The sequence below is a fragment of the Clostridiales bacterium genome (assembly GCA_025757645.1).
In the GTDB taxonomy this organism is placed as follows: Bacteria; Bacillota; Clostridia; order Oscillospirales; family Oscillospiraceae; genus CAG-103.
Map to the genome: position 1 here is coordinate 1,844,848 of CP107216.1, position 15,840 is coordinate 1,860,687.

The 15,840-nt window shown below is 62.5% G+C and carries 12 protein-coding genes; 5 read left to right on the forward strand and 7 right to left on the reverse strand.

Annotated features, from left to right (window positions below; translation table 11 throughout):
* The first annotated feature begins 96 nt into the window (after positions 1–96).
* The 4 genes from glgB to OGM61_08955 all read left to right on the forward strand — a co-directional run bounded on the left by glgB (position 97) and on the right by OGM61_08955 (position 7,763).
* The gene (glgB, locus tag OGM61_08940) at positions 97–1,992 is read left to right on the forward strand and encodes a 1,4-alpha-glucan branching protein GlgB (GenBank protein UYI83976.1); all 1,896 of its coding nucleotides are present in this window, start codon (positions 97–99) and stop codon (positions 1,990–1,992) included.
* Between the two features lie 13 nt (positions 1,993–2,005).
* Entirely contained in the window at positions 2,006–5,497 is a 3,492-nt protein-coding gene (glgA, locus tag OGM61_08945) for a glycogen synthase GlgA (GenBank protein UYI83977.1), read from the forward strand.
* Complete coding sequence (locus tag OGM61_08950) at positions 5,475–6,794, forward strand: patatin-like phospholipase family protein (protein ID UYI83978.1); 1,320 nt, start codon at positions 5,475–5,477, stop codon at positions 6,792–6,794. The genes glgA and OGM61_08950 overlap by 23 nt, the downstream gene beginning before the upstream one ends.
* 192 nt (positions 6,795–6,986) lie before the next feature.
* Entirely contained in the window at positions 6,987–7,763 is a 777-nt protein-coding gene (locus OGM61_08955; protein ID UYI83979.1) for a ZIP family metal transporter, read from the forward strand.
* Positions 7,764–7,827: 64 nt separating this feature from the next.
* On the opposite strand, the gene OGM61_08960 is transcribed toward OGM61_08955, so the two are convergent.
* The 5 genes from OGM61_08960 to rplM form a co-directional block, all read right to left on the reverse strand.
* Positions 7,828–8,544 carry a hypothetical protein gene (locus OGM61_08960; protein UYI83980.1) on the reverse strand — a complete coding sequence of 239 codons (717 nt, stop codon included), beginning with the start codon at positions 8,542–8,544 and terminating at the stop codon, positions 7,828–7,830.
* A 69-nt stretch (positions 8,545–8,613) separates the two neighbouring features.
* Positions 8,614–9,591: a helix-turn-helix transcriptional regulator gene (locus tag OGM61_08965; protein UYI83981.1), complete on the reverse strand. Its 978-nt coding sequence runs from the start codon at positions 9,589–9,591 to the stop codon at positions 8,614–8,616.
* A 62-nt stretch (positions 9,592–9,653) separates the two neighbouring features.
* The gene (locus OGM61_08970) at positions 9,654–10,139 is read right to left on the reverse strand and encodes a hypothetical protein (GenBank protein ID UYI83982.1); all 486 of its coding nucleotides are present in this window, start codon (positions 10,137–10,139) and stop codon (positions 9,654–9,656) included.
* Between the two features lie 304 nt (positions 10,140–10,443).
* Positions 10,444–10,824 carry a 30S ribosomal protein S9 gene (gene rpsI / locus OGM61_08975; protein ID UYI85583.1) on the reverse strand — a complete coding sequence of 127 codons (381 nt, stop codon included), beginning with the start codon at positions 10,822–10,824 and terminating at the stop codon, positions 10,444–10,446.
* Between the two features lie 47 nt (positions 10,825–10,871).
* Positions 10,872–11,300 carry a 50S ribosomal protein L13 gene (gene rplM / locus OGM61_08980; GenBank protein ID UYI83983.1) on the reverse strand — a complete coding sequence of 143 codons (429 nt, stop codon included), beginning with the start codon at positions 11,298–11,300 and terminating at the stop codon, positions 10,872–10,874.
* 217 nt (positions 11,301–11,517) lie between these two features.
* Here rplM and OGM61_08985 point away from each other — a divergent pair, with 217 nt between their 5' ends.
* Positions 11,518–12,243 carry a tRNA 2-thiocytidine biosynthesis TtcA family protein gene (locus tag OGM61_08985; protein ID UYI83984.1) on the forward strand — a complete coding sequence of 242 codons (726 nt, stop codon included), beginning with the start codon at positions 11,518–11,520 and terminating at the stop codon, positions 12,241–12,243.
* 73 nt (positions 12,244–12,316) lie between these two features.
* Here OGM61_08985 and OGM61_08990 read toward each other — a convergent pair whose 3' ends face one another.
* The gene (locus tag OGM61_08990; GenBank protein ID UYI83985.1) at positions 12,317–14,290 is read right to left on the reverse strand and encodes an S-layer homology domain-containing protein; all 1,974 of its coding nucleotides are present in this window, start codon (positions 14,288–14,290) and stop codon (positions 12,317–12,319) included.
* A gap of 241 nt (positions 14,291–14,531) precedes the next feature.
* Positions 14,532–15,839: a 4-hydroxybutyrate--acetyl-CoA CoA transferase gene (locus OGM61_08995; protein ID UYI83986.1), complete on the reverse strand. Its 1,308-nt coding sequence runs from the start codon at positions 15,837–15,839 to the stop codon at positions 14,532–14,534.
* Position 15,840: the final 1 nt, after the last annotated feature.

Here is a 15,840-nt window from a genome sequence, read left to right on the forward strand (position 1 = left end):
GCGCGCATTGTCAAAGCAAGTCCGCAAAAAACAGTTGGAATTTCATGCCGGGCACGGTATAATGATCGTGCTAGACTGGGATATTGGAGGCGCGCCATGGATAAGACAGGACGCGCGCCCGGCTCTGTCATGGAGCCGGAGCTGCAGGAATTTCATACCGGCGCGGCCGTGCACGCTTACCGCACGTTCGGCTGCCACGCGCTCCCCGGCGCGGCGGGGCACCGCTTCGCTGTCTGGGCGCCGCACGCGCAGCGCGTCGCGCTCGTGGGCGACTTCAACGGCTGGGACACGGCGGCAACGCCGATGGACCGGCTGCCGGACGGCACATGGGTGCAGACCGTAGCCGGTCTGCGCGACGGTGCGCTCTATAAATACGCCGTCACCGCCCCCGACGGGCAGACGGTGCTCAAGGCCGACCCCTTCGCCGCGCACTGCGAGACCGGGCCCGCGACCGCATCCAAGGTCTGGGCGCTCGAGGGCTACGTCTGGCACGACCGGAGCTATCTGCGCCGCCGCGCAGCGCGCGATGTGTACCGCGCGCCGATGAGCATTTACGAGGTGCACCTCGGCTCCTGGCGCCGGCCGGAGACCGGCCTGCCGTGGTACCGCTCGGTCGCAGACGAGCTGGCGGACTACTGCCGAGAGATGCACTACACGCACGTGGAGCTGCTGCCCGTGACGGAATACCCCTACGAGGGCTCCTGGGGCTATCAGGTGACCGGGTACTACGCCCCCACCAGCCGCTATGGTACGCCGCAGGACTTCATGTACTTTGTCGATACGCTCCACCGCGCCGGCATCGGCGTGCTCATGGACTGGGTCCCGGCGCACTTTCCGAAGGACGCGCACGGGCTCGCGCGCTTTGACGGCACGCGGCTCTACGAGTGCAAGGATGCGCGCATGGCCGAGCATCCGGAGTGGGGCACGCTCATTTTCGACTACGAAATGCCGGAGGTGCAGAGCTTTCTCATTTCGTCGGCCATGTCGTTTTTCGACCGCTATCACATCGACGGCATCCGCGTGGACGCAGTGTCCTCGATGCTGTATCTCAACTACGCCCGGCGCGACGGCGAATGGACGCCGAACCGCGACGGCGGCAACATCAACCTCGGCGCGGTCGCCTTTCTGCAAAAGCTCAACACGACCGTGCTCACGGCGTGGCCCGGCTGCGTGACGGTTGCGGAGGAGTCCTCCGCCTACCCCGGTGTGACGAAGCCGCCCTATGACGGCGGCCTCGGCTTCTGCTTCAAGTGGGATATGGGCTTCATGCACGATACGCTCGACTATCTGGAGCTCGACCCCTACTTCCGCAAATACCATCACGACAAGCTGACGTTCTCGATGATGTACGCCTTCTCCGAGAACTTCATCCTCGCGTTTTCGCACGACGAGGTCGTGCACGGCAAGAAGTCGATGCTCGACAAGATGTACGGCACCTATGAGCAGAAGTTTGCCACCCTGCGCGCGCTCTACGGCTATCAGTTCGCGCACCCGGGCAAGAAGCTCACGTTCATGGGTTCGGAATTCGGCCAGTTCATCGAGTGGAACTACAAGCAGGGACTTGACTGGCTGCTGCTCGACTACCCAATGCACAAGGCCATGCAGCGCTGGTGCAGCGCGCTCAACGCCTGCTACCGCAGCACCCGCGCACTCTGGGACATCGACGACGGCTGGGACGGCTTCACGTGGCTGAACGTGGACGACGCCGAGCGCAGCGCCATCGCCTTCCTGCGTACGGCGCGCAACGGCCGCCGGCTCGTGTGCGTGTGCAACTTCACGCCCGTGCGCTATGAAGATTTTGTCATCGGCCTGCCCAGGCGCGGCGTGCTGCGCGAGCTGCTGTCGAGCGACAGCGAGGAATTCGGCGGCTCCGGCGTGCACAACGCGCCCGAGATCCGCAGCGAGAACGTGCCGTTCGGCGCGCTCCCCTACTCCGCGCGCGTGACGCTGCCGGAGCTTGCCGCTGTATACTTCACCTTCACGACCCGGTAAAGGAGGGAACGCCATGAAACCTGAACTGCGCGCAGCGCTGGCCGAAAAGGGCCGCTGCGACCTGCCCGGCGTGCTGCTGGCGGCCGCCGAGTGCGCACCGCTGGCCAAGACCGGCGGCCTTGCAGACGTCGTCGGCACACTGCCGAAAAGTCTGGCCGCGCTCGGCTTTGACGCACGCATCATCACGCCGTACCACCGCGTGATCAAGGAAAAATACGCATCCCAGGTCACGCACCTGACAGATTTTTATATCGATCTCGGCTGGCGGCATCAGTACGTCGGCATCGAGCGGCTGCTGCTCGACGGCATCGTCATCTACCTCGTGGACAACGAGTTTTATTTCGGCGACCGCATTTACCTCGGCGGCGAGGCCGAGGGCGAGCAGTATGCGTTTTTCGCCCGCGCGATCCTGGAGGCGCTGCCCCGGCTGGACTTCACGCCCGAGATCCTGCACTGCAACGACTGGCACACGGCCGTGCTGCCCATGCTGATGAAAACACAGTACGCCGGCAGGATGCAGTCGCGCATGCAGACGCTGCTGACGATCCACAACATCGCCTATCAGGGCAAGTTCTCGTTCGAATTCGTGCAGGACCTGCTCGGCATCGACGCGCGCTATTACACGCCGGAATTCATGGAGCTCAACGGCTGCGCGAACCTGCTCAAGGCCGGCTGCGTCTTTGCCGACCACATCAACACCGTCAGCCCGAGCTACGCCGGTGAGATCCGCACGGCGGCCTACGGCGAGGGGCTCGAGGGCATTCTCAACGCCCGGCAGCACCAGCTGTCCGGCATCCTCAACGGCATCGACACCGCCGTCTTTGACCCCGCACACGACGGCGGCATCGCCGCGCCCTACTCCGCCGACGACCTGAGCGGCAAGGCCGCCTGCCGCGCCGCGCTGTGCCGGGAGCTCGGTCTCGAGATCGGCGCGCACACGCCCATCGTCGCCATGGTCACGCGCATGACGCCGCAAAAGGGCTTCGACCTGGTGCAGTGCGTGCTCGACGAGCTCATGGACAGCGAGGACATGGCGTTCGTGCTCCTCGGCACGGGCAACGCCGAATATGAGGACTTTATGCGCGGCGCCGAGTGGCGGCACAAGGGCCGCCTGTGCGCCTACATCGGCTACGACGAGGCGCTGTCGCACCGCGTGTACGCGGGCAGCGATTTTCTGCTCATGCCGTCGAGCTTCGAGCCATGCGGCCTGTCGCAGATGATCGCCATGCGTTACGGCACGCTGCCGATTGTGCGCGAGACCGGCGGCCTGCGCGACAGCGTGCAGCCGTATAACCGGTTCACCGGCGAGGGCACCGGCTTCTCGTTTGCCAACTTCAACGCCTACGAGCTGGCGGACACGATCCGCCGTGCGCTCGCGCTCTATCACGACGATCATGACGCCTACTGCCGCGTGCAGCGGCAGGCCATGTCGCAGGACTTCAGCTTCACGCGCTCGGCCGAGGACTACGCGCACCTGTATCTGCTCCTGCTGCCGGAGGACACCACGCCGAAGCACGACGCGGCCGACGAGGCCTTCCGCAGCCCGATCGGCGCGCTCGAGACCGGTGCGGCCGTGCGCCTCGCTTTCGCGGACACGGAGGCGCTCGTGTTCGACGCCGCCGTGGAACTCTACGGCGATGCGTACAGCGACACCGTCGCCATGACGCAGACGGCCGCCGGCTTTGAAGCGGCCGTGACCATGCCCGCCGCGCCGCAGGCGCTGCGCTACCGCTTCCGGCTCGCGTGCAACGACGGCGGCATCCGCTGGCTGTGCGCCGCGCCGGACGGCCGGCACGCCCGGCTGTGCGACGCACCGGGTGACGGCTGGCGTCTGACGGTCTATCGCGCCGGATTCACGACCCCGGCATGGTTTCGCACCGGCGTGATGTATCAGATCTTCCCCGACCGCTTCGCGCGCGACAGCTCTGCCACCGCGCAGCGCGGCATGGAGCACCACCGCCGCATGGGCCAGACCGTGCACTGCCACGCCGGCTGGGACGAACCCGTCGAGTGGCAGGCCAACACGCCGGAGGGCGAATACGCACCGGTGGATTTCTACGGCGGCACTCTGCGCGGCATCGCCGACCGGCTGCACTACCTGCAGAAGCTCGGCGTGACGGTGCTGTACCTCAACCCGATCTTCGAGAGCGCTTCCAACCACCGGTACGACACCGGCGATTACCGGAAGGTCGACCCCATCCTCGGCACGAACGCGGACTTCAAGAAGCTCTGCGCGGCCGCGGCGGACTGCGGCATCCGCATCGTGCTCGACGGCGTGTTCGCTCACACGGGCGCTGACAGCCGGTACTTCAACCGCTTCCGGCATTACCCCGGCTGCGGCGCGTACAACAGCCGCAGTTCCGTCTATGCGCGCTGGTACAGCTTCGCGCACTACCCCGACGACTACAAGTGCTGGTGGGATTTCAAAGACCTGCCCGCCGTCAATGCCGCCAATCCCGACTGGCGCAAATATATGATCACCGGCGAGCGCAGCATCGTCAAGACCTGGCTGCGCGACGGCGCGTCCGGCTGGCGGCTGGACGTGGCCGACGAACTGCCGGACGATGTGCTGCGCGGCATGCGCAGCGCTGCCAAAGAAACCGACCCCGACAGCGTGCTCCTCGGTGAGGTCTGGGAGGACGCCGTGACGAAGGTCAGCTACGGCGAGCGGCGGCAGTACGCGCTCGGCGACGCGCTCGACAGCGTCATGAACTATCCCCTGCGCGACGGACTGGTGACGTTCCTGACCGGGCGCAGCACGGCGCGCGCGCTTGCCGACCTGCTGCTGAGCCAGCGGCTGAACTATCCGCGGCCGCTGTACTACGCGCTCATGAACCTGACGGCAAGCCATGACGTGGCGCGCACGCGCTCGGCGCTGGCGCTGGACTTTGACCCCCGCAGCCGCACGCGCGCGGAGCTTGCGGCGCTCGAGATCACGGACGCCATGGCCGCACGCGGCGCGCAGCTGCAGGTTCTGGCGGCAGCCGTGCAGTTCTGGCTGCCGGGCATCCCGTCGATCTACTACGGCGACGAGGCCGGTATGCAGGGCCTGTGCGACCCGTTCAACCGCGCGCCGCTGCAGATGTGCGACACGCAGATGCTGCAGTGGTACGCACAGCTGACAGCCCTGCGCCATGCGCACCCGGCGCTCACGCGCGGCGAGGTCGCCGTGTTCGCCCCGGCGGGCGACGTGCTGTGTGTTCTGCGCGTCATCGCGGGCACGCGAGACGCCTTCGGCGAGGAAGCAGAGGACGAGGCGCTGCTGCTGATCGTCAACCGCGCGGCGCACCCGGTGCGCTGCCACGTGGAGCTCACCTGCCCCGGCGCCGGCCTGTGCGAAGAGACAAGGCTGGCCTTCGTGCGCAGCGAATACGACTGCGCCGCCGACTGCACCGACGATACCCACATTGCCATCCACGACGGCGTGGGCGCATTTGACCTGCCGCCCCATGCCGCAAAAATCTACAGATTGGAGAACCGACATGGAACTGAAACTGGATCGTAACAAAACCTATGGTCTGGCGCTTGAGGGCGGCGGCGCGAAGGGCGCTTACCAGATCGGCGCGTGGAAAGCCCTGCGCGAGGCGGGCATCCGCTTTTCCGCCGTGTCCGGCACGTCCGTCGGTGCGCTCAACGGCGCCATGATCGTCATGGACGACCTGGAAAAGGCCGAAAACGTCTGGAACAATATCCACTTTTCCCAGGTCATGGACGTGGACGACGAGGAAATGCGCCGGCTCATGAACCGCGACATCCCGCTCTCCGAGCTCAAGAGCACGCTGCGCAGCGTGGCCGACATCGTGCGCAACCGCGGCTTTGACGTGACGCCGCTGCGCAACTGGGTCGCTGAGGTCGTGGACGCGGACAAAATCTGCCATTCCGACACGGACTTTTTCATCGTCACCTACTCGCTGTCCGACCATCAGGAGCTGGAGCTCAAAGCCTCCGACCTTGACGAGGACGAACTGTGCGATATGCTGCTCGCAAGCGCGTACCTGCCGGCATTCCGGTTGGAAAAGCTTGGCGGCAAATATTACGCCGACGGCGGCGTACAGGACGTGGTACCAATCCACGCGCTGGTGGAAAACGGCTGCAAGGACATCATTGCCCTGCGCATCTTCGGCTTCGGCATCGAAAAGCGCTTCCGCATTCCGGACGACGTGCATGTGACGACGATCGGGCCGACGGTCGATCTCGGCAACATTCTGAACTTCGACGCCGAGCAGAGCCGCAAGAACATGCGCCTCGGCTACTTTGACGCCCAGCGCGTGCTCTACGGTCTCTACGGCAGCACGTATTATATCGACCGCACCATGTCCGAGGACGCGGCGCGCCAGCAGCTGCTCGAATACCTCGGGACGGATGATGGCTCGCTGCGCACGTTCCACGAAAAGACGCTGCCGCAGATCGCCAAGGCGCTCAAATGCGATGGTGATTACTACGACCTGCTCATCGCCGTGCTCGAGCACGACGCAAAGGAGCTTGGCATCGCGTCCGAGCGCATCATGACGGACATGGAGCTGCTACAGGCGATCCTCAGCCAGCCGGAACCGCCGGAGGCCATTCTGCCCGCGCAGGGATCTGACACCCCGGCGGAAACGGAGCCGGAGGCCGCCGATGACACGCAGGCCGCCGCGCCCAAAGCCGCCGAAGAAGTCGCGGCCAAGGCCGCCGAGCTGTCGCAGGACATTGAAAAGCACATCAACCGTCTCCTCGGCAAGATACGGCCGCGCCGCAACCGGCCCGGCACGGCGGAAAACGCTGCGCCGGAAGCCGACGCAGACGTGCCGGAAAAAGAATGAACGCACCGGGGCGGCCGCACGGCCGCCCCATTTTTGAGCTGCGGAGCGCCCGAAACCGGTTGGAAATCATGGATTTTCACGGGCCGCGGGTTTCCGCTTGCAAATGTTGATGATCTCTGGTATGATGCTTATTAGTTAGAGCTATCTAACTTACGAAAACAACCTAATCCATAGCAAAAAGGAAGCTGTCTTATGCAAACATTTTGGGGGATCCTGATCCCGTTTCTCGGCACCGCGCTGGGCGCGGCGTGCGTGTTCTTTATGAAGAAAGCGCTCAGTGACGCCGTGCAGCGCTCGCTGACCGGTTTCGCCGCCGGTGTGATGGTGGCGGCTTCGGTCTGGAGCTTGCTGATCCCGGCGATCGAGCAGTCGGCAGGTATGGGGAAGCTCTCGTTCCTCCCCGCCTTTCTGGGCTTCTGGCTCGGCATCCTGTTTCTGCTCGCGCTGGATCACATCATCCCGCACCTGCACGCGAACAGCGCCCAGGCCGAAGGGCCGAAGAGCCGCCTGCAGCGCACGACGATGATGGTGCTGGCCGTGACGCTGCACAACATCCCGGAGGGCATGGCCGTCGGCGTGGTATACGCCGGGTACCGCTCCGGCAGCGCGCAGATCACGGCGGCCGGTGCGCTGGCCCTGTCGCTGGGCATCGCCATTCAGAACTTCCCGGAAGGGGCGATCATCTCCATGCCGCTGCGGGCGGAGGGCATGAAAAAAGGCAGAGCCTTCTGCGGCGGCGTGCTTTCCGGCGTGGTAGAGCCCATCGGCGCCGTGCTGACGATTCTGGCGGCACAGCTCGTTGTCCCTGCGCTGCCGTATCTGCTCAGTTTTGCTGCCGGAGCCATGCTCTATGTCGTGGTGGAAGAGCTGATCCCGGAGATGTCGCAGGGCGATCACTCCAATATCGGCACGGTGTTTTTCGCCGTGGGCTTCAGCATCATGATGATGCTGGACGTGGCGCTCGGATAAACAACAAAAACCACATCCGCCGGTCCGAATGGACCGGCGGATGTGGTTTTGCTTTCGGTATCTCTTACTTCGATTCCGGCAGGTTTTCCGTCGCAAAGAGCGTGATCACGTTCTTCAGCGTCTCCTGATCGTAATCCTCGGCGATCGCAGATGCGTTCCAGTAAGCATAATCGCCCTCGAACCAGCTCTGCAGGTCATCGAGATCCTCCGCATAGCGGAACTCCAGGTGATAGGTGGTCGCCATCGTGTCCGGAGAGAAGGCAAAGTAGGTGAATTCACCGGAGTTTTCGTCCTCGCTCTGATAGAAAATGAAGCCGTTTTCATTTTCCTTGTCCAGCTTTCGATAAGTGTGGGAGAAAACTTCCTTGCCCTGCGCGTCCAGACCGGTGATCTTGTGGCCGTCCATCACGAACTTCGAAACCCCGCCCAGGAAATAGCAGTCGAAGGCCATGCTGTCCGGATCGGCCGCATATTTTTCGGCAGCGTCTGCGCCGTAGATCTTTGCCGTGCACATCCCGAGCAGCTTGTCCGTGGCGGCGTCCGCATTGTCCTCGCCCACCAGCGGCGCGGTGGCATCATGCCAGATGCTCCGGTAATCCGCCTTCGACAGCTCCGGGAACAGCTCCACATACGTCCCGCTGATGGTCGTCAGGTAGTCATCCGTGACCGTCTGCTGATTGGCCGCCGAGGGGGTGTTCGTGTCCGCTTTGGTCTGTCCGCAGCCGACGACCGACAGCAGGCAGATCACGCACATCAAAAATGCAGCAATTCTCTGTTTCATTGTATACCTCCTGTTATTAGTTAGTCTCGTCTAACCAGCAGGAAGTCTACCATATTGTGCCGCCCCGGGCTACTCCGTTTTGGTTTCACTGCTCCGTTTTGACGCATGCTTTGCATGGGCGCGGTACTGCGACGGCGTCGCGCCATAGCGTGCCTTGAAGCACGCGGAAAACTTACTGGCATTGTCATACCCCGCAGCCTGCGCGATCTGTGTCACCGGCTTTGCGCTGCGCACCAACTCCACTGCGGCCTGTTCCAGCCGGTACTCCTTGATATAGTGATACACCGGAACGCCATAGACCCGCTTGAAAATTTTTTGCAGGTGGGACACCGAGATCTCGTGCTCCGCCGCCAGCTGCGACAGCGAGACATACCCCTCCCGGTCGGTCAGCAGATGATCCCGGAGATGCCGGGCCAGCTCTGCCTGCCTGACTGAGCAGTACGGGTCGGCTGCGGATTCGCGGGGAACACGGCCGAGCAGCATCAGCAGCTCCAGCACCTTGAGCTGCAGGAAGCCGGGATCCAGATAGGCAATGCTTTCATACAATTCCCGAAACACGTGCTCACAGCGCGGCCCGGCCGGGCCGTATGTATACCACTTACTGCCCAGGAGGTTGCGATTGAGCGCGGAAAAGTCCACGGAAAGCGCCGGCGCGTTCCGCGCGATCCAGCGCCGGGCGGCATCCGGAGCTACCTCCAGGCAGATGCCTTCGTAATAGCCCAGCGGAAAGTGCGACTCCGACATCGTGCCGTGCACGCCGTCGTAACAGCTGATGGCCATATCTCCCGGCTTGAGCAGAACATGATCCCGCAGAGAAAACCGGGTCTCAAAGCGCCCGTTGGCGCAGAAATTGATCTCCAGCATCCCGATCTGCGTGCGGATCTCCGTATAGGAGCCCATCTCCAGCCGCAGGCACATGGCGCTCACACCGTCCAGCAGCGGATAGAGGTGGATCTCTCCGTTTCCGTCCGCGTTTTCAAAGCCGCCGGCCTGCCCGTCCGGGCCGAAAGCGGCGGCCGCCTCGCCATGATACACGATCTCGATCACGCGCGCTCCTCCTTTCCTTGCGTACTCTGTCATGAGGCCGTCGGGCGGCCCGCCGGGTCATCTCAGCGTACAGGATCTTCACATTCCCCGCGCAGCGTCCGGATCAGCACGGTATAGGAGATGCCAAGGCAGGTGCACATCGCCGCATAAATGCAGACCAAAACGGCCGGAATGCAAAACCACGCGCTGACTCTGACTGCTAGCGCCACAAGCGCCGCAAATACGACCCAACTGAGCACGCTGCCCACGAGCATGGGGCGGCAGATGGTCTCGCTGATCGCCAACTCCTCCGCCGGCGTGTAGAGCCGGAAGGCGTGCTCGCTACGGATGAGCGCCCAGGCATAGGCGTCGTGCATGGCGCTGTCGATGTCCAGGCCCTCATAGAGCAGGTGGTTGAGCACGACGTTCGTGCGCGCCTCATAACAGGCCGCGCGCGCCCGCCCGGCCTCCGTCAGGCAGGGGCGGCGCGGGTCGCTCCGGTCGAGCAGGCCCTCGCGCTCGAGCGCCATGAAGATGCGGCTGACCTTCTGCTTCCCCTCGCCGAGCACACCGGCAAGGCCCGTGACCGTGCAGGTTTTGGGATCTTCATTGAGGAAGCTGAGTAGGACGCGAAGTTTCAGAATATCAGTGATTCCGGCATAAAAGGCTTGACTCCTTTTCAGATTTGCCCCGGAACAGGGCGTTTTGTGCCCCCAAAACGCAGTTAGATACAACTAATCATGCATAATGTGCCACATCGGCCCCGGTTTGTCAAGCCAGTGCGCGCAAAAATCCGATCGCCCGCTCCCGCGCGGACAAAGAAAAGCCCGGGATCCAGCGGATCTCGGGCTTTGGAAACGATATTCGGATAGATCAGCGCTTGCTGAACTGCGGAGCGCGACGAGCGGCTTTGAGGCCGTACTTCTTACGCTCTTTCATTCTCGGGTCACGGGTCAGCAGGCCGGCAGCCTTCAGGGGCGCACGGTAGCTGTCCTCGACCTGCAGCAGCGCACGGGCGATGCCGTGGCGGATCGCGCCGGCCTGGCCGGTCACACCGCCGCCGGTCACGGTGGCTTCGACGTCGAACTTGCCCATGGTGTCGGTCGCCGCGAAGGGCTGACGCACGATGAGCTTCAGGGTCTCGAGACCGAAGTACTCATCCAGCGGACGGCCGTTGATGGTGATGCTGCCGGTGCCGTTCGGGAACAGGTGCACACGCGCGACGGAGGACTTTCTGCGGCCGGTGCCATACATATAGGCTTTCTTGCTCGTATAAGTTGCCATGTTCTATTTCCTCCTTCTCAGCGATCCCAGACTTCGGGCTTCTGTGCCGCATGGGGATGCTCGGCGCCGCGATAGATCTTCAGGCGCTTGAGCTGCCACTGGGCGATGGTGTTCTTCTGCAGCATGCCGCGCACAGCCAGACGCATAGCCAGCTCGGGCTTGTCCTTCATGAGCTTCTTGTACTGCGTCTCGTGCAGGCCGCCGGGATAACCGGAGTGCGTGCGGTAGTACTTCTGCTCGAGCTTCTTGCCGGTGAGCACTGCCTGCTCGGCGTTGATGATGATGACAAAGTCGCCGCAGTCAACGTGCGGGGTGTAGTCGGTCTTGAGCTTGCCGCGCAGCAGATCGGCAGCGAGCGCTGCGGTCTTGCCCATCGGCTTGCCGGCTGCATCCAGAACGTACCACTTGCGGGTGACGGTGTCCTTGTTCAGCAAAGTAGTGGACATATTCGTGCCTCCAATTTGAATGTGTTGAAAAACATTTTGACATTTTTCAGGCGCGAACGTAGAATAGGTCTCACATTCGCGCTTATCTTTTATACCACAATCGGTGGTACCTGTCAACGGAATTTTGATTTAGATATTACTTTTCTCTCAAAATCTCCGTTTTTCTCCGTTTTACGCTCGAATTCACAGTTTCTATTTTCATTTTGGAGGTCCCGCTATGAATGACCTGAACGCGTTCACCGGTCTGGTGCGCCGGTGCGTGGAGGATTATGACATGATCGCGCCGGGCGACACCGTCGCCGTCGGCGTCTCGGGCGGCAAGGATTCGCTCGTGCTGCTCATGGCGCTCAACGAGCTGCGCCGGTACTATCCGAAGCCGTTTGCGCTCGAGGCCATCACGGTCGAGCTCGGGTTCGACGGCATGGATTTCACGCCGGTGGCAGAGCTGTGCGAAACGCTTGGCGTGCCGTACACCCGCCTGAAAACGGACATCAAAGAGGTCGTGTTCGACGTGCGCAAGGAGGACAATCCCTGCTCCCTGTGCGCCAAGATGCGCCGCGGCGCGCTGTGTACCGCGCTCAGCGCGCGTGGCATCACAAAGCTCGCGCTCGGCCATCACTTTGACGACGCGGTCGAGACGTTCCTGCTCTCGCTCGTGTACGAGGGGCGCATCAGCTGCTTTCAGCCGGTGACACACATGACGCGCACGGGCGTGGATCAGATCCGTCCGATGCTCTACGCCGGCGAGGGGCGCATCGCCAATCTGGCGAAGGCGCTGGCGCTGCCGATCGTCGAAAACCCCTGCCCCGAGGACCGCGGCAGCAAGCGCTACGAGATCAAGCAGTTCATCCGCACCATGAGCCAGACCTACCCCGATCTGCGCAGCAAGGTGTTCGGCGCCATCCAGCGCGCACCGCTCGACGGCTGGGAAAAGGCGCGCTGATTTTTAGGAAAAGCGAAAACAGGACAAGCCCGATGGGAAGATCCCATCGGGCTTGTGTTGTTGAAGTGAAGTCTCAGAGGACGTTCTGGCAGAAGCGCATGATGATCGTAGCGGTCTGCGCACGGGTGGCATCACCCTTCGGCTGAAGGGTGTCCACGCCGTTGGAATTGCCGACGCCGAGGATCACGCCCTGTGCGACCGCCCAGGACAGCGGCGTGCGGGCATAATCGGAAATGGAGCTGTAGTCCGGATAACCGGTCAGGTCAGCGGTATCGTACACGTCCAGATCCAGAACATTCCTGGTGTAGTTATAGAGGATGGTCGCCATATCCTGGCGCGTAATGGCATCATTCGGGGAAAACGTGGTGGGGCTCGTGCCGTTCACGACACCCTTCTCGAAGGCCCAGTTGACCGCATCGACAGACCAGCTGTCGGTCACATCGGTGAAGGGGCTGGACTTGGCAGCCTTCGGAGAACCGGCCTGACGGTAGAGCATCGTCACGAGCTGTGCGCGCGTGGTCGTGCCGTTCGGCGCAATGGTCGTCGCGCTCGTGCCGTTCAGGATGCCGTTCTGGATGCAGTAATCCAGACCCTTATGCGCCCAGTTGGTGTAGGCGGGCATATCGGTGAAGTGAGCGCCCGGGCAGACATGTGCACCGGTCGAGCTGCTCACCGGGATGCTGTTGAGCATCTTGGCCAGCTCGAAGAACTTTTCCTGCAGCATGGCGTGCGTGGACTTCTGCATCTGGCCGACCATGTTGATGTGGTCGGTGTTGTCGATCTTCTCGATGTAGTTCCAGACGCCCATCTTGGTGCCGGCCTTGAAGGTCATCTTGCCGTCAGCGCCGACGCCGTAGTTTTCATTGTACTTATCCGTGGAATTCTCGTGCGGACGGATCGCGGAGCGGACGGAGACGATGCCGTCATTCTCCCACCAGTCCGGCGTGATGTTCACATGGCCGACCGCGTAGTTGACGTGTCTGCCCATGTAGGTGCTGCTCTTGACCATCATCGGGTTCATGCTGGCATTCGGCAGATAGTGGCCGGTCAGCGGTTCACGATGGGTGTTCGAGCAGGCGACGGAGAAGTAATAGATATCATCCTGCGCCTTGGCATAGCCGTTGAGCACGGCTGCGCCGTCGACGTAAAGGTCATAGACGCTCAGGTCGTTGGTGTGCTGCGTCCAGATCTTGCTGTTGATCACACGGTTGAAGTAGCTGGAGTAAGACTCGTTGGGCTGGCGCACCAGACCCCACTGATCGAGCTTGAAGTCCAGGCCGAAGTTGTTCTCATTGACATTGGTGCCGGTAACCGCGCCGATGATGCCCATGGCATACTGGGCCAGATCGCCGATGTTCTGATAGACCTTCGTGTCATACTGGCTGCCGTCGTGCGGCGTGCAGAGCGTCGTGATGCTCTCGATCCAGTGGCGGCACTCGCCGGTGAACAGCGGGCTGATATCACCGCCGCGGCTGGCATTGCGCTCATCGGCATCGCCGTTTTCCAGCAGCTGTGCGAGCATACGGATCGTCTCGCCGCCCATGCTGTGGCCGACCAGATGCACTTTCAGCTCACTGTCGGGGTTATTCAGCTCCGGCAGAACGCCCGGGAACGTGCGGCCATAGCGCGCATGGCCGTTGGTGGCGGAGTGGTATGCGCCGTAGTCGACCGTGCCGCCGACGAGGTAGGCATACAGCTCACAGGCGCGGTCCCAGTTGCTGGCGACGGGGCCGATGGACGGGGTGTAGACCTTGTAGCCGGCATTGTTGAGAATGTCGCGCAGGCTGCTGAAGCCGCCCCAGTAGTTCAGGCCGAGCACTTCCGTGCCGCCCCAACCGAACAGGCCGTGCACCAGCACGATCGGATAGTGGTTGCCGCTCGCCGACAGGAGCTCCGGCAGATCCGCGTCCGTCAGTTCGTCAGCAGAGGTCGCACGATCGGACTCGAAGTCCGTCGTATCGGCAACGCTTGCTGCGAAACCGGGCATGCAAAGCACCATCGCCAGAACCAGAACGGTGGCGAGCACTCTGCTCCACGTTTTCTTCATGAAAAATCCCTCCAATAGATTTGGGACAGCATCGAAATCTGTCCCCCTTTTTATGGTTACACTATATTGCCGCTGCGAGAAAAGCACAATCCCCACTGCGGTACAAATGTAACACTTTTGCGCATTTTCCAGCGCTTGACGAAACACACGTCACCATTATGTGCGCCCCGATACAGAATGCGTATGGACAAAAAAAGCCTGCCGTCCGTGGGATGCGGACAGCAGGCTTTGCACTGCGGGATCAGATCATAATGCCGCGCTTTTTGGCCTCGAAGGTCAGCTCGTCGCGGAAATCGGGGTGCGCGATGGCGATCAGCTGGCGGGCACGCTCGCCAAGGCTGCGGCCGCGCAGATGCGCCACGCCGTACTCGGTGACGATGTAGTCGACATCGTTCTTGCTCGTCGTAACGACGGCGCCCGGGGTGAGGATGGACTTGATCTTGCTGATCGTGCCGCCCTTGGCCGTGGACGTGAAGGCGATGAAGCTCTTGCCGCCGCGGGACTGGCAGGCGCCGCGGACATAGTCGATCTGGCCGCCGGAGCCGGACATGTGCTTCGTGCCGACCGACTCGGCGCAGACCTGGCCGAAGAGGTCAACCTCGACCGCTGCGTTGATGGAGATCATGTTGTCGTTCTGGCAGATGACGTCCGGATCGTTGACGTATTCGACCGGCAGGATCTCGACGGCCGGGTTATCGTCGATATAGTCATAAATGCGCTGCGAACCGAAGGCAAACGTCGTGACGGTCTTGCCGCGGTGGATCTGCTTTTTGCTGTTGTTGACCGCGCCGCACTCGATGAGCTCGACCATGGAGTCGGTGAACATCTCGGTGTGGATGCCGAGGTCGTGCTTGGCCTTGAGCGCCATGCCGGTCGCGTCCGGGATCGCGCCGATGCCGAGCTGCAGGCACGCGCCGTCCGGAATGCGCTCGGCGATGAGGCCGCCGATCGTCTTGCTCACCTCGTCGAGCTGGACCGGGGGCAGGACCGGCAGATCGTGGTTATACTCCACGATGGCGTCGACCTGCGAAATGTGGATCAGCGAGCCGCACAGGCCGCGGGGCTGGCGGTCGTTGACCTCGAGGAAGATCCGCTTGGTCTTGTCGAGCATGGCGTCGATATACGAGCCGTTGAGCGCCAGGCTGAAGTAGCCGTGGCGGTCCATCGGCGCGACCTCGACGCACACGGCGTCATAGTCGTACTCCGTGCGGATGCGGGTCGGAAAATCGCGGTAATATGCCGGGATGATATCGGCATAGCCGGCGTTGACCGCCTTGCGCGCCGCGCTGCTGGAAAACCAGCTGTAGCCGGTCATCTTGCCGGCCAGCGTGGGGTCGGTATAAAACTCGAACGGGTACGCATCGAGCAGGGCCTGCACCTTCACGCCCGTAATATCGCTGTTGCGGATGCGCTCCGCGATTGCGGTCATGATGGCCGGCGTCTGCGAGGTCGCCGTATCCATGCCGAGCAGCCAGCCGGACTGCACCTGCTGGGCAATCTTATCCGGCGTCGTCAGCTTTTCCTGATACATCTTCTGATAGTCTGTCATA